Below are 17,851 nucleotides of genomic sequence, written 5' to 3'. Positions count from 1 at the left end.
CGGTCGACCCCGGTGAGCCCGTCGCCCCCGCTACGCGCCCGCGTCGTCCATGCCGGCCAGCACCAGCGGGAGCCGGTCCGCGCCCTGCTCGGTGACGCGCACCGGAACTCCCCAGTCCTGCTGGTGCATGTGGCAGGCGGGGTAGGGGTTGTCCGGGTCGTCGTCGCAGGACGCCGCCATCGCCGACACGTGCAGCACGCCCTCCGTCACGCCCTCGGCCAGGGACAGCTCGCGGGACAGCGCCGTGTCCGTGCCCTCGCCCGAGGACAGCAGTTCCGGCGGCGTGGCGCCGACCACCAGTCGCGTGGACGGTCCGTAGCGTTCGTCGAGCTTCTGCCCCGCCGGCGCCCGGAACACCACGTCCAGCAGCAGCGTGCCCGGCGCCACTTCCGTCGCCGCCCGCTGCGTGCGGTGCGCCACCGCGGCGACGCGGACCGCCTCCTCCGGCAGCCGCAGTCGCGTCAGCCGGTGCCGCGCGGACTCCACCACCACGATGTCCTCGTCCACCACCACAGCACCGGACGGCTCCCGCAGATCCGTCGCCACCGTCGTCACCTCGCCCGTCGCCGGGTCGAACCGGCGCAGCGCATGGTTGTAGGTGTCCGCGACCGCCACCGAACCGTCGCCGAGGGCGGTGACACCCAACGGGTGCTGGAGCAGCGCCTGCTCTGCGGCGCCGTCCCGGTGACCGAAGTCGAAGAGACCGGTGCCCACGGCGGTCCGCACCACGAGTGCGCCGTCCTCCCGCGCGACCCACCGCAGCGCGGAGGTCTCGGAGTCGGCGACCCACAGCCGGTCGTCGTCCGCCGAGAGCCCCGAGGGCTGCGCGAACCACGCCTGCGCCACCGGGCCGTCCACCAGGCCCTCGTTCGTCGTACCGGCCGCGGCCGCGACCGTGCCGCGGGCCGGGTCGTACGTCCACAGCTGGTGCACCCCGGCCATGGCGATCCACACCCGGTCCTCGAAACGGGCCAGGTCCCAGGGCGAGGAGAGCGCCACCTCCCGCGCCGGACCCGAGGTCGCCGAGCCCTGCCACCACTGACGGCCCGTCCCGGCCACCGTCGTCACCCGGCCCGTCGCCGGATCCCACGAGCGCAGCGCATGGTTGACGGTGTCCGCGACGAGGACGCCCTCCCCCTCCGACACGACCAACAGCCCCTGCGGCTCGCTGAAGCACGCCTCGTCGGCCGCTCCGTCGGCGAATCCCCGCTCACCGGTGCCGATGCGGCGCAGCACGGTCTCCCCGTCCGCCGCCAGTTCCACCAGCTGGTGCCGGGTGGTGTCCGAGGCGAGCAGGTGGCCGCTGCCCGGCAGCCGCACCACCTTCCCCGGGAACCGCAGGGCGGTCGGTTCCGGCTCCGGCGGCACGTACGGCCCCTCGCCCCGCCGCAGTGTGCCCTTGGCGGCGTGCTCCGCCTCCAGGTCGCTCACCAGCGTCTCCAGCGCGTGCGCGTGCCCCTCGCCCGCGTGCTGCGCCACGACGTAGCCCTCGGGGTCGATCACCACGAGCGTGGGCCAGGCCCGGACGGCGTACTGCTTCCAGGTGGTCAGCTCCGGGTCGTCCAGCACCGGGTGGTGGACCCCGTACCGCTCGACCGCGTCGACCACGGCCCGATGCTCCGCCTCGTGGACGAACTTCGGCGAGTGCACCCCCACGACCACCAGCGTGTCCGCGTGCTTGCGCTCCAGTTCCCGCAGCTCGTCCAGGACGTGCAGGCAGTTCACGCAGCAGAACGTCCAGAAGTCGAGCACCACTACGCGTCCCCGCAGGTCGGCGAGGGTCAGCTGCTCGCCGCCGGTGTTCAGCCAGCCGCCGCGTCCGGCCAGCTCGGGGGCGCGTACGCGGGCGCGACGGGGTGCGGGTGCGGGTGGGTCGTCGTTCATGGCTCCAAGGGTGCCATTCTCGGGCGGAGGACGGTGAGCAGCCCGTCGACGGGGTACGGGCGGAGCATGAGATACCTGGTCAGGGAACGCGTGTTCGGGATCGGTGAGGACTTCTGGGTCGAGGACGAACACGGCGAGCGTGTCTTCCTCGTCGACGGGAAGGCCCTGCGGTTGCGGGAGACCTTCGAACTGAAGGACCGCGAGGGCGGCGTCCTCGCCGTCATCCGGAAGAAGGCCGTGAGTCTCCGCGACACCATGCGTGTGGAGCGGGACGGCGAGGTGATCGCCACGGTGCGGGAGAAGCTGCTCACGCCGATGCGCAGCGTCTACCGCGCCGAACTGGCGAACGGCGAGGAGCTGGAGATTCGCGGTGATCTGCTCGGCAAGGAGTACGACATCGAGTACGAGGGCCGGCGGCTCGCCCGGGTCTCCCGCAAGTGGTTCCGGGTGCGCGACACCTACGCCGTGCAGGTCGAGCAGGAGGACGCGGACCCGGTGGTGCTCATCGCGGTCGCGGTGTGCGTGGACCGCCTGATGGAGGAGGACGACGAGTAGATCCCGCCCGCCGCCACGGGCGTGCGGCAGGTGCCGTACGCCCCGGACGCCGGGCCGTCGGCTCAGCCCAGGGGGGCGTCGAGCACCGCGCGCACGGTCTTGCCGCCGGTGGGGTGGTCGGTCACGTCGAGATGCCGGGCCAGACAGCTGACCAGGGCGATGCCGCGTCCGCTCTCGCCGTCCGTGGTCGCGGTGCGGAGCACGGGCCGTCCCGAACTGTCGTCGTGCACCTCGATGGTGAGCGAGCGGGGCGCCGTGCTCAGCCGCAGCCGGCAGCGACTGTCGCCGTGGCGGGTCGCGTTGGTGACCAGTTCGGAGACGACCAGGGTCGCTTCGTCCATGTGCAGCGCCGCCTCCGGCGGGGTGCGGGAGCCGTTGAGGAAGCCCGCGGTGAGGCGCCGGGCCCAGCGCGCGGAGGCGTCCGCGCGCGGAAGCGTGTACTCGACGCGTGCAGTGCGCCATGCGGGGCGCTTGCTCGCGTGCATTCGTCAGTCCTCCTCGGGGCGGTCACGGACGGTGTTCGGCCGGTGCGGTCGCCGGCGGTCGGCCTGTCGCATGCAACGGGGGTCATTCCCCCTGCGGCGTCGGTCAACCGTCCCCGCAGCCGCGAAACGTGAGCGGGAGGCGAAAGTTCACAAAATGTCCACTTCTGCGTGCCCCGTCCGCCTTTGCGCTCTGCGCCGGTGTGACGGACCGTCACCACCGTGGGTCGTGCCGGATGCGCCACCATGGACCCATGACCGCTCTCCGCTCCGTCGCCCTGTTCGCACTCGCCGCGCTGCTCGAGATCGGCGGGGCCTGGTTGGTGTGGCAGGGAGTGCGCGAGAACAGGGGGTTGGCCTGGGCCGGTGCGGGCGTCCTGGCGCTGGGCGCGTACGGCTTCGTCGCCACGCTCCAGCCGGACGCGCACTTCGGCCGGGTCCTGGCCGCCTACGGCGGCGTGTTCGTCGCCGGCTCGCTGGCCTGGGGCATGTTCGTGGACGGCTTCCGCCCCGACCGGTACGACGTCCTCGGCGCACTGGTCTGCCTGCTGGGAGTCGCCCTGATCATGTACGCCCCGCGCGGCGGCTGAACGCCCCATGCGGGGGCCCTCTTTCCCGGCACCACGCACGCGCCCGACGCGGCGCTTCACGCGGCGGGAACGAAGCGCACCGGCGTGCCCGGCACGGCCTGCGCCGCGGCCCACAGCGCCCTGCCGGGAACGACGCCGACCACCGGGTAGCCGCCCGTCACCGGATGGTCGGCCAGGAAGACGACGGGGCGTCCCTCCGGCGGAACCTGCACGGCCCCCAGCGGCATGCCCTCGCTGGGAAGTTCCCCCTCCCGCGCCCGCTCCAGCGCAGGGCCGTCCAACCGCAGCCCGATGCGGTTGCTGTCGGACGACACCCGGTAGACCGCCGAGGTCAGCGTGCGCAGCGCCCGGGCCGTGAACCAGGCATGGCGGGGCCCGCGCACCACCGGCAGCAGCAACTCCCGCAGGAACCGCCCCCGGTGCACCCCGCCGACGACCCCGCAGCCGAGAGCTCCCCCGGCGGCTCCCCCGGCCGCAGAGGGCGGACGCCCCAGACGCAGCCGGTCCCCGTCGGCCGCTCGCGCGGGCCCGAGGCCGGACAGCAGGTCGGTGGACCGGGACCCGAGAACCGGCTCGGCGTCCACACCGCCCCGCAGGCCGACGTACGCGCGCAGGCCGTGCGTCGCCGCGCCCACGTCGAGCACCGCGCCCGCGGCCAGCCGGACCGGCGCGCCCCACGGTGCGGGCCGGCCGTCGACCGTCACGGGACCGGGGGCGCCCGTGACCACCGCGGTTGTCGGAACGAGCGCCCGCACAGTGCAGCCGGTGAGGGTCGTCTCCAGGGTCGCGGCGCGCTCCGACTGGCGCAGCAGCCGGTTCGCGAGCCGGTGCGCCGGTTCGTCCAGTGCGCCCGAACGCGGCACGCCGAGATGCGCGTTCCCGGCGCGGCCCAGGTCCTGGACGGTGGTGAGCGCACCGGCCCGCACCACCTCGATCGCCGCGGGCGTCCCGCTCGCGGTCACGACGCGCCCGCCACGGGCTCGAACCGCACGCGGGTGCCGGGCGCGAGCAGCGCGGCCGGGCTGCGGTCGGGATCCCACAGCACCACGTCGAGAGCGGTGCCGACGAGCTGCCAACCGCCGGGCGAGGCACGCGGGTAGATCCCGGTGTAGGGGCCGGCCAGGCCGACCGCGTTGGCGGGGACACGGGTCCTCGGGCGGGCGCGGCGCGGCACCTCGTACTTCTCGTCGAGACCCGCCAGGTAGCCGAACCCGGGCGCGAATCCGCAGAACGCGACGCGGAACTCGGTCTCCGCGTGCACCCGCACCACCTCCCGGCGGCTCACTCCCCACGCGGCCGCGACGTCCGGCAGGTCGGGCCCGTCGTAGCGGACGGGGACGCGCACCAGCGCCCCGGTGGCGCTGCCCGCCGGCGGCACCTCCCAGCGGGGCAGTTCGGCCGCCAGCCGCCCGGGTTCCGCCAGGCCCTCCAGCAGCACGGTGCGGGCGCCGGGAACGATCTCGCGCACCGGTGGCAGCGCGCCGCGCGCGCGGCGGCGCAGCAGTTCGGCGTGGAACGCCCGGGCGTCGTCGGGGGCGGGGAGTTCGACGAGCAGTCCGTCGTCCCCCACGGGCAGCACGACGGGCGCCGCGGTCGGGCCGGGTTCCGCACGGCTCATGCGAAGGCCCGCAGGGTGACTCCGGCGGCGGTCAACTCGTCCCGCACGCGGCGGGCGAGACCGGCGGCGCCCGGGGTGTCGCCGTGCACGCACAGCGACTGCGCGCGGATGCGCACGGTGCGGCCGTCCGCGGTGTCGACGGTCCCGTCCCGGGCGAGTCCCACGGCGCGTTTGACGACGCGGTCCGGGTCGTCGAGCACAGCTCCCGGCTCGCCGCGCGGCACCAGCGTGCCGTCGGACCGGTAGCCGCGGTCGGCGAACGCCTCCGTCACCGCGGGCAGTCCGGCGTCCTCGGCGGCAGCGTGCAGTGCGGAGCCGGGCAGGCCGAGCACCGGAAGCCGGGTGCCGCCGAGCAGGATCGCGGCCACCACGGCGGCGGCCTGCTCCTCGTCGCGTACGCAGCGGTGGTAGAGGGCGCCGTGCGGTTTGACGTAGCCGAGGCGGGTGCCCGCGGCACGGGCGAACAGGTCCAGTGCACCGAGCTGGTAGGCGATCTCGGCGGTGAGTTCGGCGCGGGGGACATCCATGGCGCGGCGCCCGAAACCCGCCAGGTCGCGGTAGGACACCTGCGCTCCCACCACCACGCCGCGGGCGGCGGCCTGCTCGCACACCCGGCGCATCGTCGGCGGGTCGCCCGCGTGGAATCCGCAGGCGACGTTGGCGCTGGTCACGGTGTCCAGCAGTGCGTCGTCATCGGTGAGTTGCCAGCGGCCGAAGCCTTCGCCGAGATCGGCGTTGAGATCGATCGTCGTCCCGGTGGCGTTCATCCTCGGCAAGCTACGCGAAATGGGAACGTCCGGGAACCGAGCGTCCGGCAGCCGGACCCGACGCGTCGGGTCCGGCTGCCGCGGCGGCTGCGCGGGTCAGCGCCGCGTGACGCCGCCGGTGAGGGCTTCGCGCACGTGCGCCCGGGCTTCCGCGACCGCCGTGTCGCGGCGCAGGAGGCCGGGCCGGTTCAGGGGACGCAGCTCGGACTCGCAGAACAGGGTGACGTCCCTCGGCGACGCGGCCCGGCAGTCGTCGGTGTCCGCACCGCCGTTCAGCAGGTCACGTCCCGGCCCCGGGTCGACGGTGTCGCGGCCGGCGCCGCCGAAGAGGCGGTCGCGCCCGCCGGCGGTGCCGATGGTGCGGACGGCGTCGTTGTCGAGGTTGTCGCCGAACAGGACGTCGTCCCCGGCGCGGCCGCGCACGAGGTCGTTGCCGGCCGCCGTGCCGGTTCGTCCGACGCCCGAGCTGTCACCGACCAGGAGCATCTCGTCGGCGCTGCCGCCCAGCACCCGGTCGTGCCCGGCTCCCGTCGCCGTGCCGTCGGGCGCGAGGTGGTCGCCGATGCCGAAGGTGCCGCCGTCCGCGCCGAGATCGACGATGTCGTGTCCGCCCCTGCCGAACACGTTCCCCAGGAAGGCGACGCTGTCGCCGAAGGCCGCCCCGCCCACGCCGCGGCCCTCCCGCAGCACGTCGTTGCCGGCGCCGCGCGCGTTGCCGTCCTCCGCGACGGAGTCACCGACGAGCAGGTCGTCCCCGCCCGCACCCGCCAACCGGTCGGGGCCGCCGCCGGACGCGTTCTGCCCCTTGCTGTCGCCGATCAGCACGTCGTACGCGGCTCCGCCGTAGAGCCGGTCGCGTCCGCCGCCGGAGGCGTTGCGGTGCACCGAGTAGCTGTCGCCGATGAGCTCGTCCGGACCCCGGCCGCCGTAGAGGCGGTCCGCCTCGCCGCCGTGGACGTCCTTGTAGAGCCGCAGCACGTCCCCCACCAGGATGTCCGGTCCGGCACCGCCGTGCAGCGCGTCCCTCCCGGGGCCACCGGCGAGCGTGTCCACGCCGCCGAGGCCGCAGATCAGATCGTCGCCGCCACGGCCGTGGATGGTGTCGTCACCGGGGGTGCCGATGATGACGTCGTCGCCCGGCGTCCCCTGCAGGCCGCTGACGGTCGCGGTCCGTCCGAAGCAGGTGCGTGCCTTCCCGGTGTCCGCGCCCGCCGCGTGGCCGCCCGCGGCGGGCAGTGCGACCACGGCCAGACATGCCAGCACCGCTGTCGCCGTACGCCGCGCGGCCCTGCCCAACCGCCGGTCCGCTCCGCGAGGCCCTCTGTCACCCGGCATCCTGCTCACACTCCCGTTCGGGCTGTCCGTCCGATGTCAGGCGGAGAGATGACCGCTGCGCGGGCGGGACTCCCGCGCCGGGCGGCACCTCCAGCCGATCGGCCCACCGGTGCCACACGTCCCGCCGACGGCCGACGGGGTGAGGACGGGCCGGACGAACCGCCCGGGTCGGCCGGCCGGAACGGCGGAGTGCGCGCCGTGCCCGGGTCCGGTCGCTCTGCGAAGGGTGTCCGGGCGACGTCGCCGATGCCGTGCTCTGTGCTCGGCCCCGGGAGCACCTTGCCCGGCTCGCCGTGGGGAGAGGTCGGCAGTGGCGTTCTGACCGATCCGGTGCACCGCCGGTGCCGTACCCGAGGGTGCGTCTGCGCCGTTCGGCGCTAGGCCGAGCGGCGGCTGAAGCTCACTCCGGCGAGGGCGAGGACGCCGCCGACGACGGCCAGCCACGGCGGGACCTCGTCGAGGACCAGCCACGCGAGGCACACCGCGATCGGTGGGGACAGGTAGACCAGGGCGCCCGTGCGTCCGGCCGTCGACCGGGCCAGGGCGTATCCCCAGGTGGTGAAGGCCACGGCTGTCGGGAAGATGCCCAGGTACAGCGTCCAGCCGATGGTCGTGGTGTCGGCCGCGGCCAGGCCGTCCAGGAGCTGAGGCAGGAACGGCAGGCACAGCACCGAGCCGATCAGGCACGCCAGCCAGGTGATGACGAGCGCGGAGTTGTCGCGGAGCAGGGGCTTCTGGGCGATGACGCCGCCCGCGTAGGCGGCGGCAGCCGCCAGTGCCAGCAGCGTGCCCAGACTGGCGCGGAGGCCTTCCTGGGAGGTCGCGAGACCGATGAGGAGCACGCCGGAGAAGGCGAGGGCGCCGCCGATGAGGAGGGGCCGCGGGAAGCCCTCCTTGAGCAGGAACCCGGCCAGCACCGCGAGGATCACCGGGCCGAGCGCGATCACCATGGAGGCCGTGCCCGCGTCGATCCGCTGCTCTGCGCTGTTCAGCGCGACGTTGTAGACCCCGAACAGCAGCACGCCGCACACCAGCAGCCGCGGCATGTCCGCGCGCCGCGGCAGCCGGCTGCGGCGGAACGCCACCACGGTTCCGAGTCCGATGCTGCCGATCAGCAGGCGGGCCAGAGCGAGGGCGCCGGGGGTCAGGTCGTCGACGGCGACACGGATGCCGATGAACGCGGAGGCCCACATGACCACTGTCGCCACACCCGCGACGAGCGCGAGGACGGAGGTGCCTGGGGTGTCACCGCTGCCCGGCGCGGACTCCGCGGGCGCCTCCGTGGCCTCCGCGTTCCGCCCGGCCCGCGACTCCGCGTCCGGAGTCGTCACACGCGTCACCCTCTTCCCCCTCGGCCGACGCGACAGCGTGCGGCGTCCGTCATCGAGTGCCGGTGACCGGCCGCTCCGGCCGTGCGGGGTCGCCCCGGCGCCGTCCGTCGGAGAGCGACGGAAGCCGAGTCCGTCCGGACGATGGTCAGCACGGTATTCCTCTGCTTAGGATCCGGGAAGATCTTCGGCCAATACCTCACACGATGTTGATGATGGTCCGACATTCCGCTCGTGCATGCGGCCGGTCCCGACGCCTTCGCATCATCATCGACCAGCCGATCGGAGTACTGGGATGACGAAGCGGTGGCAGGACCAGCCCTACCCGGCGCACCTCGAGGAACGTCTCGACGACGGCGTCGTCCGTTGTCACCTGAGTCCGCGGAACTGCCGGATACGACCCGGCCAGCACGGTTTCTGCATGGTCCGCGCGAACCGTGACGGCAGGCTCGTGAGCCTGAACTTCGGCCGCTCGGTGCACGCCACCGAGGAGACGATCGAGACCGAGGGCATCTTCCACGTCGAACCCGGCGCCCGCATCCTGTCCATGGGGCCCATCGGCTGCATGCTGAACTGCGACTACTGCCACAACTGGAAGACGTCGCAGGCCAGGCACGCCGACGACAAGGACGTGCACCACTACACGCCGCAAGAACTGGTGGACATCGCGGTCCGCCACGGCATCCGCGTGCTCTCCTGGACGTACAACGACCCTGCGGTGTGGCACGAGTTCGTCATCGAGACGGCGAAACTGGCCAAGCAGAAGGGCATCGTCAGCGTCTTCAAGTCGGCCCTCTTCATGACCGGCGAGGCCATCGAGCAACTGCTGCCGGTCGTCGACTACTTCGCGATCTCGCTGAAGTCGATGGACCCCGCCTACTACCGCAGGCTCACCAAGGGATGGCTCGAGCCGGTGCTGGAGGGCGTCGAGCAGATATACCGGGCCGGCAAGCACCTCGAGGTGTCCACACTGATGGTCACCGACGTGAGCGACAACGAGACGACGGCCCGCGCCCTGGCCGACTTCGTCGGCGAACGGCTCGGCCCCGAGGTCCCGACGCACTTCGAACGCTTCCACCCCGACTACAAGATGACCGCCACCACGCGCACGCCGGTGGAGCGCCTGGAGAGAGCCAGACGGGTCGCGCTCGACACCGGGCTGCACCACGTCTACGTGGGCAACGTCTACGACACGGACTCGACCAGCACCTGGTGCCGGCACTGCGGCGTCCTCCAGGTCACCCGGTACGGCATGAACGGCGACATGATCGGACTGACCGACAGCGGCGCCTGCGTCGGCTGCGGAGCGGACGCCAACATCAAGCGCCTGGCGCAGACGGGCCACCGGGAGCAGGTTCCCGACCTTCCGTCGGACACGACCTTCGACGTCGCGAACTTCGACTGGCACGGCGATGTGCAGGCCTCGCACGTCCAGGTGTCCAACGGCTCCGACGCGGCCACCACCCTCTACCAACGGCGCTACGGCGACCCCGCGGTCGGACGGCAGTGGTCGGCGATCAGGCTGCAGGCCGGCGAGAGCTACCGGTTCATCGCGGCGAAGTCGACCCCGGAGGAGCTCGGCTTCCAGGTCGCCGTGCCGCCCCAGTGCACGTCGAGCCTGCACGAAGTCTTCGACCGGGCGCACTTCCCGACCCAGGACGTCACCGCCGGCGTCGCCCGCGGCGACGTGACGCCGCTGCCGCTGTTCGAAACAGCCCGCACACGCCGCTGAGGGACGCGAGCCGGCCGGTCGCACCTGGTCCGTGGGCTGTCCGGGCCAGGAGCAAGCCGGCTCCGGCCAGTGCCCCCACGGCTCCGGCGGACAGGAAGCCGCGCGAGGATCGCCAGGACAGCACCGACCACTGCGACTGGGCGGACAGCAGGGATCCCGTGCTCAGCCATGATCCGGCCGAGATCAGCGACAGGGCGGAACCGATCGAGCCGGCCGACAGGGTGCTCCCGACCGAGCCGACGGAGAGGGCGGAGCCGACGGATCCGATCGACAGGACCGACCCCACCGAGCCGATGGACAGCACCGAGTCCTTCGACCACAGGGACAGCACCGAGCCGTGAGGGGCGGGACGCGCGGGCGGTGGTGCGGTCATGCCGCCATTCTGTCCACAGACCGCTCCGATCGGCACCCGGGCCACCGGCCGGGCGACGCTGTGGCGGGAACCGCATGCAGCGCCCGGCGGCGGCTCACCCCTCGGTCCCGTCCGGTGCGCTGTCGGGCTCTGACCGAGCGGCGTCCCGGTGGAGCGCGCGGAGCTGGGCCACTTTGAGGTCGAAGTGCGGGTCGTAGCTTCGAGGAGACCGGTCGTGCGGTACCGGCAGCTTGCTGGTACCCCCACCATGCAGCAGGAGTGCGACGCGGCGGATGTCGTAGCCGTGGGCGGTCTCCACGGTGACGCGGACGTCGACCACGTCGTGCCAGGGAATGCGGCGTTCGGCTGCGCACGCCGTGTGCGTCGGCCCGCACCTCAACGCGGGACCAGTAGGGCGGCAGAATCGTGGCAGGGATGCCGAAACAGACCGCGACGAGGAGCCACTCGTCGGCCAGTGATTCCCCCACGTGCCACTGTACGGCGGTCGCCGCGAGTGTCGCCGCCCCGATGACGACGGCGATCCACCACCGGGACTCCGGCGGCACGAATGTCAGCACCGGACTGTCACCCATGTCATGGACTCTGCCACCGGTCATGGTTCCCGGAGAGCACGGCCGTGGCCGGGGGCTGCGGTCGAAACGGTGACCTGCCGCTCTCGGCCCGACCGGGAGGCGTGGTTGCCGGTGAGGAGCGGGGTGATGACTCCGAAGCTCCGGCGGTCGAGGGTCAGGATGATGTCGGTCACCAGGGGTGGCCATGGCATCTGACCCTCACCTACCACCGAGTTTCTGATATTCTGAATTCATGAGGACGATGAGTGCAAGCGAGGCATCCCGGAGCTTCGCCTCAGTGCTGGACCAGGCGGAGCACGGGGAAACCATCGTGATCACTCGCAACGGCAGACGATTGGCGATCCTCGGCCCCGCGCCCAGCGGGAATGGTGCTGCGCTCGCCGATGTGCTGGAAGCGCACGCTGCGACTCTCGACGAAGACTTCGCGTCCGACGTGCTGGAGACGCGTGAGCTGCTGACTCTGGAGGACCCGTGGGAAGGGTGATCCTCGATACCGGTGCCCTTGTCGCGGTCGATCGCGGCGGCTTCGAGCTGGCCAAGCTGTTGCGCGCTCGCGATGACGACATCACCATCGCCGCCGTCACGGCGGCTGAACTGCTGCAGGGCGTGGAACTCGCGGCGGACGAGTCGGCCACGCGCCGTCGTCAGGGATTTGTCGACGCGGTGTTGGCCGTAGTCCCGGTGGACGACTACACGCTGGACGTGGCACGTGTGCATGCCCGGTTGCTGGCGTGCACCCGCAGATTGGGCAAGCCGCGTGGTGCGCACGATCTGATCATCGCGGCGACCGCAGTCGCAACGAACCGGACTGTGGTGACCACCGACGCCAGGGCGAGTTTCGACGAACTACCCGGCGTGGCCATGGAGATGATCCCCACCCCGTAGCTCCGAGCTCTACGGAGGGGTTCGGACACATGAAGGCCCAGGTCGCTCACCCGGGCCTTCGCCGGTGGAGCGGGCGACGGGAATCGACCCCACCATAAGAACTCCTAACGAAATGATCTTCGAGGTGATGGATCACTCTGGGACGAGTGATCTGGGGGTGCGGAGTGGCGCGGCCGAAGCCGTGGGAGGTCGACGATGAGTTGTGGGCGGTGATCGAGCCGCTGTTGCCCAAGGTCGAGCGGCGGACCCGGTACCCAGGGCGCAAGCGGCATCCGGATCGGCTGGTGTTCCAGGGCATCTTGTTCGTGCTCCACACCGGGATGGCCTGGGAACATCTGCCGCAGGAACTCGGCCTCGGCGCCGACCGGACGTGGTATTGGGTGACCGCGGCTACGACCACGACAAGTACCGCCGCCTGGTCTGGGACCTCGGCGTGAAGCCGGTGATCGCCCGCCGCGGCTCCGAGCACGGCTCCGGACTGGGCACACAACGCTGGATCGTGGAGCGCGCATTGGCCACCTTCATTGGTTCCGCTGCCTACGGATCCGCTGGGAGATCCGAGACGACATCCACGAAGCCTTCCTCACCTGCGCGCTCATCTGCTGGAGACGGCTCACCAAAGCCCGCCGCGTTCCAGTAGCAGGTGCTGCTGCAAGATCGTGACGTCGAGACCGGCTCGAGGAGGCCCCCATCGCCATCATCACGCACAAGAACCCCATCGGCCGCGGCCCCACCAACTACATGGTCCATGCGGATCTATCGGGCCGGCAGGATGGCTGGCGCGAGCAGTTGTGGACCTGCCAGCTTCCCGGGGACAGGTTCGAGGTGGCCTGTTTGCCCTTTTTCGCCTACGGACTCTGCTACCTCGATGTGGTGACCGTCGACAGCAACCAAGTGGTCGCCTCGGTGGTGCAGAAGTCCGGCCACCGGATCCTGCGCGTCGCGCTCGTGGTGGACCATCCGGACCGCGACCAGCTGCACGAACTCCTGCACGACAGGGTCGTCGAAGCCGATCTGCCGCATGAGTGGCTGCAGGGCACATACCTCTCAGTGGACCTGCCACCCGGCACCGATCCCACAGACCTCGTGGAGGTGCTCGAAGCACCCGCGCAGATGGGCGCCCTGCACTGGGAGATCGATACCTGACGTGACCCGAACGTTCATTCTGTGAGGAGTACTAAGCGTGGGAAGCACGGGTGGCTGATGGGGCGGGATGCTCGCGGAGCTGCAGCAACAACCCTTGCAGCCGGGCCGCCCATCTCCGTGTTTCTTTCGTCGACCGCGACCGACCGTCCCGTCCGGCACGGATCCGGCACACAGGGCCGGGAGAACTACAGATCGTCGGGGAGAAGTCGGAAGGCGTGGGTTCCGGTGAGTGGGGTGATGGCTCTGAAATCCCTGCGGTCGAGGGTCAGGATGATGTCGGTGTCGTAGGCCTCGGCGAGGACCACATTCACCGCGTCGGTCAGGTCCAGCCGTAGGGCCGCATAGCGGTTCTGAACCAGGCGAGCCTTGCGCAGCGTGTCGGCGGACGCCTCGGGGACGGCCAAGCGTCCGGTTCGTTCCTGGCCCAGCAGCCAGTCGTTCACCCGGTAGGCGGCCTTTCGGCCGACGTTCCGGGTGGTGATGTGTTCGATCTCCAGGATCACCAGCGGTGAGACGACGGTGAGTGCTGCCCGCCGCATGGCGGCCCGAGCGGCTTCGTGCTCAGGATCCGAGGTGTTGAGGGCGGCCACCAGCCCGGAGGTATCGCCGACGACGATCACTCGGAATCCGCCACTCCGTCCGAGACCGCGCGGTCGATCTCGTCGGCGGTGACCGGGCCGCCGAAGTCCAGGCTCGGGATGTCCCAGTCCTCGTCCCACCGACGGGTGCGAAGGGCCGCGAGATGGAACGCCTCCCGGAAGTACTCCGACTCCGATCGTCCCTCTCGTGCGGCTGCCTCCTTGATCAGTGCGAGATCCTGCTCGTCGACCATGACGGTCGTCTTCTTCAAAGGCATATGGTTATGGTACCTCTGCCATAACCCGGGGCGAAGTGATGATCCGGCCTTCTGGTCGCCCATGGGCGCTGGTCGATGCGCCTCGCTGCAGGATTCGGTCGAAGCCGGGCCCTCGCCCGCCGGCGCCGCTACCCGCTGGACGGGCGGCCGGTCGAGTTCAACCGTCTCCTACCTGCCGTTGGGCCTGGCCCGGAACGTCCCGATCGCTGAACCGAGCGGGACGTCGATGCCTTCGTGCAGGTAGCGGTAGGCGGTGGCCTGCGAGATGCCCGCGTCCCGGGCCAGGCAGTGCACACAGGCCCGCTCACGGAACCAGCGCAGCACCAGGACCGCCTGACGAAAGGTGCCCACCGCGCGCGAACCCTTCGGGGTGCCGATGATGCGCCGCTGCCCTGCCAGCAGGCGCGAGAGGTACTCCAGCACGTGGCGGGGGACGTCGAGCATGGCAACACAGGTGACCAATGTGAAGCCTCTGGTGTTGTCGGACGATCTTGTGGTGAGAACGGTCCTACCAGGGGCTTCACGTCTGCCTGCGGCAGGGTGACTCGGTGTCCGATCACGCCACACCCGGGAAGATCAACCCACCACTTCGCGAAGATCATTTCGCTGAGGAAACCTCAGTCCTTGCAGGACGGTTCAACCATGAGGACCCGTACGGAAGCTTGGGAATCACCGTGCAGACCGGGCTCGTTGGGTAGCTGAGCTGCGAGACGCCGCGATGCCACTGCTACTGCCCGTACCCACGTGACCCGCCTTGACCGCCGTTTACCGCTCCTCCTGGTGCGCATCTGGTGCACCGCCGCGCTATGGCCGAGCGGTGGCCCGGTGGAGCGCGCGGAGCTGCGCCACTTTGAGGTCAAAGTGTGGGTCCAATGATCGGGGGGACCTGTCGTACGGCACCGGCAGCTTCCGTGTCCGCCCACCATGCAGCAGCAGTGTGACGCGGCGGATTTCGAAGCCCCAGGCCGTCTCCACGGTGACTTGGACTTCCGTGACGTCGTGCCAGGGAATGTAGCTTCTCTTCAGTGGCGTTCGGATGCGCAGGCCGTTTGCGTCGACGTGCAGCTGAACATGGGCCATGTAGGGCGGCAGGATGCTGGCGGGGATGCCGAAGCAAAGCGTGAAGATTATCCACTCGTCCGTCAGTGACCCCACCGTGTACCACTGAACGGCGGTCGCTGCGAGTGCCGCGGCCCCGATGAGGGAGACGACCCACTGCCTGCCCTTTGGTGGCACGAATGTCAGTTCGGCTCTGTCGCTCATGTCCGGGATCCTGCCACGAGCCGCGGTGCCTCGGGTAGCACGGGCCGTGGCTGGGGCCGGGGTCGAACCAGTGACCTTCCGCTTTTCAGGCGAGTTGATCGTGCGGCCCCGGCGTCCTTCGCTCCCAGCCACGACCAACGTTGACACCTCGCGACATACCGCTGTTTACCGCGGCGTCCGCTGGGGATGCCGTCAGGATGCGCAGTGGCAAATGGAGGATCGTCGACATCCCGTCACCTACGACGAAGAGCTCCGGGGTCAAGGTGAAGTAGGTCGACAGACAGCAGATGGCACCGCCAGCAGTGAAGAGCTGACTGAATCCGTAAGGCATGGGACGAAGGACTCTTCCTCGTGCCCAAGGCATGATCCAGCCGGCGGTGATTCCTGCTATGCCACACGCGCCCAAGGCCAGAGCGGCCACCATGAACGCTGCCACGAACACGTCCCTCATCGGACCTCCTAGCCCGCATTTCGGCACAGCCCAACAGGCGGACGGGGACGCCGCGACCGGCCCCGCCGGCACCCTCCAAAGATGATCGCTCCAGCCGCGCGACCAGCGTAGAAGGCGGCGCTCGTCTGCCAACACTCGACGCTCGAGCGTCAGCGCCAGGTCGCCGTCGGCATCGACGCCCGGGTCCAGGCCGACCGAGACGCCGCTGCCGCCGAGCGTGAGGACGGGCACGAGGGCTCATCGGGCACGCAACACGTGAATCGGTCTAGACAACAAAGAACCCCCGGGCCTGTGACCTGGGGGTTTCTGCTGGAGCGGGCGACGGGAATCGAACCCGCGCTATAAGCTTGGGAAGCTCATGTTCTACCATTAAACTACGCCCGCGAAGATCGACTCATGAGTCGTCCCGTCGCGGATCACTGTACCTCATCCAGGACTCCAGGCGCACAACGCCACGGGGTCCTTTCTGCTGTTCGGGCTGGTCGGCGCCACCCGGATCCCCGCCACGGAGCTGGGGAGTTGACGCGTACGGTGGGAGGCGGAGTGCCGTGCGGCGCACGCGCCGCACCATCCCCTAATGTGGCATTTGTCCACCACGTACCCGGGGAGAGGGAAGCGATGGAATCCACCGTCGTTCGGTGTGCCGAAGGGCACGAGTTCAGCACCTCGACGTTCCCGATGCAGAATCTCGGTCCGGACCGGATCGGACCCGGAAGACTGCTGCGTTGCCCGCGTTGCGCGCGGTTGCGTCAGGCGGTGCCGGTGGGTGACTCGTCGGGGACCGGCGGCGTACGCCGCGGCTGATACGTCCGGCGCACGAAGCATCCAGGGCCCGGTCCGTTCCTCTTCGGACCGGGCCCCGTCGTGCGAGTGGACCCGGTACGCGTAGGCTCGGCCCGTGCTTCTCTCAGACAAGGACATCCGGGCGGAGATCGACGCAGACCGGGTGCGGATCGATCCGTACGATCCGGCGATGGTGCAGCCGTCCAGTATCGACGTACGACTGGACCGCTACTTCCGGGTGTTCGAGAACCACCGTTACCCCCACATCGACCCCTCCGAGGAACAGCCCGACCTGACGCGGCTGATCGAGTCCGTGGGCGACGAGCCGTTCATCCTGCATCCGGGAGAGTTCGTGCTCGCCTCCACGCACGAGGTGATCTCGCTCCCCGACGACATCGCCTCCCGGCTGGAGGGGAAGTCGAGCCTGGGCCGCCTCGGGCTGCTCACGCACTCCACGGCCGGCTTCATCGACCCGGGCTTCTCCGGTCACGTGACGCTGGAGCTGTCGAACGTGGCGACGCTGCCGATGAAGCTGTGGCCCGGCATGAAGATCGGGCAGCTGTGCATGTTCCGGCTGTCCTCCCCCGCCGAGCACCCCTACGGCACGCAGCGCTCCGGCTCGCGGTACCAGGGCCAGCGGGGGCCGACGCCTTCCCGTTCGTACCAGAACTTCCACCGCACGCAGATCTGACCGCGTCCGACCGAGAGGACCCCGTGGGCATGAGCGTGGCACGTGAGCATCTGACGTACGAGCGATTCGGCGAGGCGGTGCGCGAGTTGGCGCAGACCGTTGCCGACGACGGGTTCGAGCCGGACATCATTCTGTCCATCGCGCGGGGCGGCCTGTTCGTGGCCGGCGGGCTCGGCTACGCGCTGGACGTGAAGAACGTCCATCTGGCGAGCGTGGAGTTCTACACCGGAGTGGGGGAGACGCTCCCGATGCCGGTCATGCTGCCGCCGGTGCCGAACGTGGTGGACCTGAGCGAGAAGAAGGTCCTGGTGGCGGACGACGTCGCCGACACCGGCCGGACGCTGAAGCTGGTGCACGACTTCTGCGCGGAGCACGTGGCCGACGTGCGCAGTGCGGTGATCTACGAGAAGTCGCAGTCCGTGGTGAAGTGCGAGTACGTCTGGAAGCGCACCGAGTCGTGGATCGAGTTCCCGTGGTCGGTGGAGCCGCCCGTGGTGCGGCGCCCGGAGCAGACGCGGGACGCCTGAGCGTCCCGGACGG

23 protein-coding genes, 1 tRNA gene and 2 pseudogenes are annotated in these 17,851 nt (G+C 70.7%); 10 read left to right on the top strand and 16 right to left on the bottom strand.

Annotation, left to right across the window (positions count from 1 at the left end; all coding sequences use genetic code 11):
* Window positions 1–30: 30 nt before the first annotated feature.
* The gene (locus tag ACL06G_RS00745) at window positions 31–1,884 is read right to left on the bottom strand and encodes an NHL domain-containing thioredoxin family protein (protein ID WP_412835168.1); all 1,854 of its coding nucleotides are present in this window, start codon (window positions 1,882–1,884) and stop codon (window positions 31–33) included.
* A gap of 66 nt (window positions 1,885–1,950) precedes the next feature.
* On the opposite strand from ACL06G_RS00745, the gene ACL06G_RS00740 reads away from it, so the two are divergent.
* Window positions 1,951–2,439 (top strand): LURP-one-related/scramblase family protein, encoded by a 489-nt coding sequence (locus tag ACL06G_RS00740; RefSeq protein ID WP_412835167.1) that lies wholly within the window; start codon window positions 1,951–1,953, stop codon window positions 2,437–2,439.
* 62 nt (window positions 2,440–2,501) lie between these two features.
* Here the strand turns inward: ACL06G_RS00740 and ACL06G_RS00735 are convergent, their stop codons facing one another.
* On the bottom strand, window positions 2,502–2,924 hold the full coding sequence (locus ACL06G_RS00735; RefSeq protein ID WP_412784782.1) for an ATP-binding protein: 423 nt from the start codon (window positions 2,922–2,924) through the stop codon (window positions 2,502–2,504).
* 251 nt (window positions 2,925–3,175) lie between these two features.
* Between ACL06G_RS00735 and ACL06G_RS00730 the strand changes: the two genes are divergently transcribed.
* Window positions 3,176–3,511, top strand: coding sequence for a YnfA family protein (locus tag ACL06G_RS00730; RefSeq protein ID WP_412784783.1), 336 nt, complete (start codon window positions 3,176–3,178; stop codon window positions 3,509–3,511).
* 56 nt (window positions 3,512–3,567) lie between these two features.
* Here ACL06G_RS00730 and ACL06G_RS00725 read toward each other — a convergent pair whose 3' ends face one another.
* From ACL06G_RS00725 to ACL06G_RS00705, 5 genes are all read right to left on the bottom strand, one after another.
* Window positions 3,568–4,473, bottom strand: a complete 906-nt coding sequence (locus tag ACL06G_RS00725; RefSeq protein ID WP_412784784.1) for a 5-oxoprolinase subunit C family protein — start codon at window positions 4,471–4,473, stop codon at window positions 3,568–3,570.
* Complete coding sequence (locus ACL06G_RS00720) at window positions 4,470–5,129, bottom strand: 5-oxoprolinase subunit B family protein (RefSeq protein WP_412784785.1); 660 nt, start codon at window positions 5,127–5,129, stop codon at window positions 4,470–4,472. The genes ACL06G_RS00725 and ACL06G_RS00720 overlap by 4 nt, the downstream gene beginning before the upstream one ends.
* A complete protein-coding gene (locus ACL06G_RS00715) occupies window positions 5,126–5,896 on the bottom strand; it encodes a LamB/YcsF family protein (protein WP_412784786.1) in 771 nt (256 codons plus the stop codon). The genes ACL06G_RS00720 and ACL06G_RS00715 overlap by 4 nt, the downstream gene beginning before the upstream one ends.
* Window positions 5,897–5,992: 96 nt before the next feature.
* Entirely contained in the window at window positions 5,993–7,159 is a 1,167-nt protein-coding gene (locus tag ACL06G_RS00710; protein WP_412784787.1) for a calcium-binding protein, read from the bottom strand.
* Window positions 7,160–7,608: 449 nt separating this feature from the next.
* The gene (locus ACL06G_RS00705; RefSeq protein ID WP_412835166.1) at window positions 7,609–8,562 is read right to left on the bottom strand and encodes a DMT family transporter; all 954 of its coding nucleotides are present in this window, start codon (window positions 8,560–8,562) and stop codon (window positions 7,609–7,611) included.
* Between the two features lie 292 nt (window positions 8,563–8,854).
* Here ACL06G_RS00705 and amrS point away from each other — a divergent pair, with 292 nt between their 5' ends.
* Window positions 8,855–10,291 carry an AmmeMemoRadiSam system radical SAM enzyme gene (gene amrS / locus ACL06G_RS00700; protein ID WP_412784789.1) on the top strand — a complete coding sequence of 479 codons (1,437 nt, stop codon included), beginning with the start codon at window positions 8,855–8,857 and terminating at the stop codon, window positions 10,289–10,291.
* Window positions 10,292–10,331: 40 nt separating this feature from the next.
* On the opposite strand, the pseudogene ACL06G_RS00695 reads toward amrS, so the two are convergent.
* From ACL06G_RS00695 to ACL06G_RS00685, 3 genes and pseudogenes are all read right to left on the bottom strand, one after another.
* A pseudogene (locus tag ACL06G_RS00695) lies at window positions 10,332–10,664 on the bottom strand (hypothetical protein); the annotation flags it as partial.
* A gap of 94 nt (window positions 10,665–10,758) precedes the next feature.
* Window positions 10,759–10,983 carry a hypothetical protein gene (locus tag ACL06G_RS00690; RefSeq protein WP_412835165.1) on the bottom strand — a complete coding sequence of 75 codons (225 nt, stop codon included), beginning with the start codon at window positions 10,981–10,983 and terminating at the stop codon, window positions 10,759–10,761.
* Between the two features lie 273 nt (window positions 10,984–11,256).
* The gene (locus ACL06G_RS00685; protein WP_412784792.1) at window positions 11,257–11,427 is read right to left on the bottom strand and encodes a hypothetical protein; all 171 of its coding nucleotides are present in this window, start codon (window positions 11,425–11,427) and stop codon (window positions 11,257–11,259) included.
* Window positions 11,428–11,468: 41 nt separating this feature from the next.
* Between ACL06G_RS00685 and ACL06G_RS00680 the strand changes: the two genes are divergently transcribed.
* The 4 genes and pseudogenes from ACL06G_RS00680 (at window position 11,469) to ACL06G_RS00665 (ending at window position 13,267) form a co-directional block, all read left to right on the top strand.
* Entirely contained in the window at window positions 11,469–11,720 is a 252-nt protein-coding gene (locus ACL06G_RS00680; RefSeq protein ID WP_412784793.1) for a type II toxin-antitoxin system Phd/YefM family antitoxin, read from the top strand.
* Window positions 11,717–12,121 (top strand): PIN domain-containing protein, encoded by a 405-nt coding sequence (locus ACL06G_RS00675; protein ID WP_412784794.1) that lies wholly within the window; start codon window positions 11,717–11,719, stop codon window positions 12,119–12,121. Before ACL06G_RS00680 ends, ACL06G_RS00675 begins: the two co-directional genes overlap by 4 nt.
* A gap of 164 nt (window positions 12,122–12,285) precedes the next feature.
* A pseudogene (locus ACL06G_RS00670) lies at window positions 12,286–12,784 on the top strand (transposase).
* A 78-nt stretch (window positions 12,785–12,862) separates the two neighbouring features.
* On the top strand, window positions 12,863–13,267 hold the full coding sequence (locus tag ACL06G_RS00665; protein WP_412784795.1) for a DUF4265 domain-containing protein: 405 nt from the start codon (window positions 12,863–12,865) through the stop codon (window positions 13,265–13,267).
* A gap of 185 nt (window positions 13,268–13,452) precedes the next feature.
* Here ACL06G_RS00665 and ACL06G_RS00660 read toward each other — a convergent pair whose 3' ends face one another.
* The 6 genes from ACL06G_RS00660 to ACL06G_RS00635 form a co-directional block, all read right to left on the bottom strand.
* Window positions 13,453–13,887, bottom strand: coding sequence for a PIN domain-containing protein (locus ACL06G_RS00660; protein WP_412784796.1), 435 nt, complete (start codon window positions 13,885–13,887; stop codon window positions 13,453–13,455).
* Window positions 13,884–14,123: a ribbon-helix-helix protein, CopG family gene (locus tag ACL06G_RS00655; protein WP_412784797.1), complete on the bottom strand. Its 240-nt coding sequence runs from the start codon at window positions 14,121–14,123 to the stop codon at window positions 13,884–13,886. The genes ACL06G_RS00660 and ACL06G_RS00655 overlap by 4 nt, the downstream gene beginning before the upstream one ends.
* A 168-nt stretch (window positions 14,124–14,291) precedes the next feature.
* Window positions 14,292–14,567, bottom strand: a complete 276-nt coding sequence (locus tag ACL06G_RS00650; protein ID WP_412784798.1) for a hypothetical protein — start codon at window positions 14,565–14,567, stop codon at window positions 14,292–14,294.
* A 360-nt stretch (window positions 14,568–14,927) separates the two neighbouring features.
* Window positions 14,928–15,386 carry a PH domain-containing protein gene (locus ACL06G_RS00645; RefSeq protein WP_412835164.1) on the bottom strand — a complete coding sequence of 153 codons (459 nt, stop codon included), beginning with the start codon at window positions 15,384–15,386 and terminating at the stop codon, window positions 14,928–14,930.
* Window positions 15,387–15,471: 85 nt separating this feature from the next.
* Complete coding sequence (locus ACL06G_RS00640) at window positions 15,472–16,068, bottom strand: hypothetical protein (protein WP_412835163.1); 597 nt, start codon at window positions 16,066–16,068, stop codon at window positions 15,472–15,474.
* A 79-nt stretch (window positions 16,069–16,147) separates the two neighbouring features.
* A tRNA-Gly gene (locus ACL06G_RS00635) sits at window positions 16,148–16,221 on the bottom strand.
* Between the two features lie 234 nt (window positions 16,222–16,455).
* Between ACL06G_RS00635 and ACL06G_RS00630 the strand changes: the two genes are divergently transcribed.
* From ACL06G_RS00630 to ACL06G_RS00620, 3 genes are all read left to right on the top strand, one after another.
* Entirely contained in the window at window positions 16,456–16,641 is a 186-nt protein-coding gene (locus tag ACL06G_RS00630) for a hypothetical protein (RefSeq protein ID WP_412784801.1), read from the top strand.
* Between the two features lie 94 nt (window positions 16,642–16,735).
* Window positions 16,736–17,311 (top strand): dCTP deaminase, encoded by a 576-nt coding sequence (gene dcd / locus ACL06G_RS00625; protein WP_412784802.1) that lies wholly within the window; start codon window positions 16,736–16,738, stop codon window positions 17,309–17,311.
* A gap of 29 nt (window positions 17,312–17,340) precedes the next feature.
* Window positions 17,341–17,838, top strand: a complete 498-nt coding sequence (locus tag ACL06G_RS00620) for a phosphoribosyltransferase (protein ID WP_412784803.1) — start codon at window positions 17,341–17,343, stop codon at window positions 17,836–17,838.
* Window positions 17,839–17,851: the final 13 nt, after the last annotated feature.

This window comes from Streptomyces callyspongiae (assembly GCF_047200695.1).
Lineage (GTDB): Bacteria > Actinomycetota > Actinomycetes > Streptomycetales > Streptomycetaceae > Streptomyces.
This window is presented reverse-complemented; position numbering and strand designations above follow the sequence as displayed.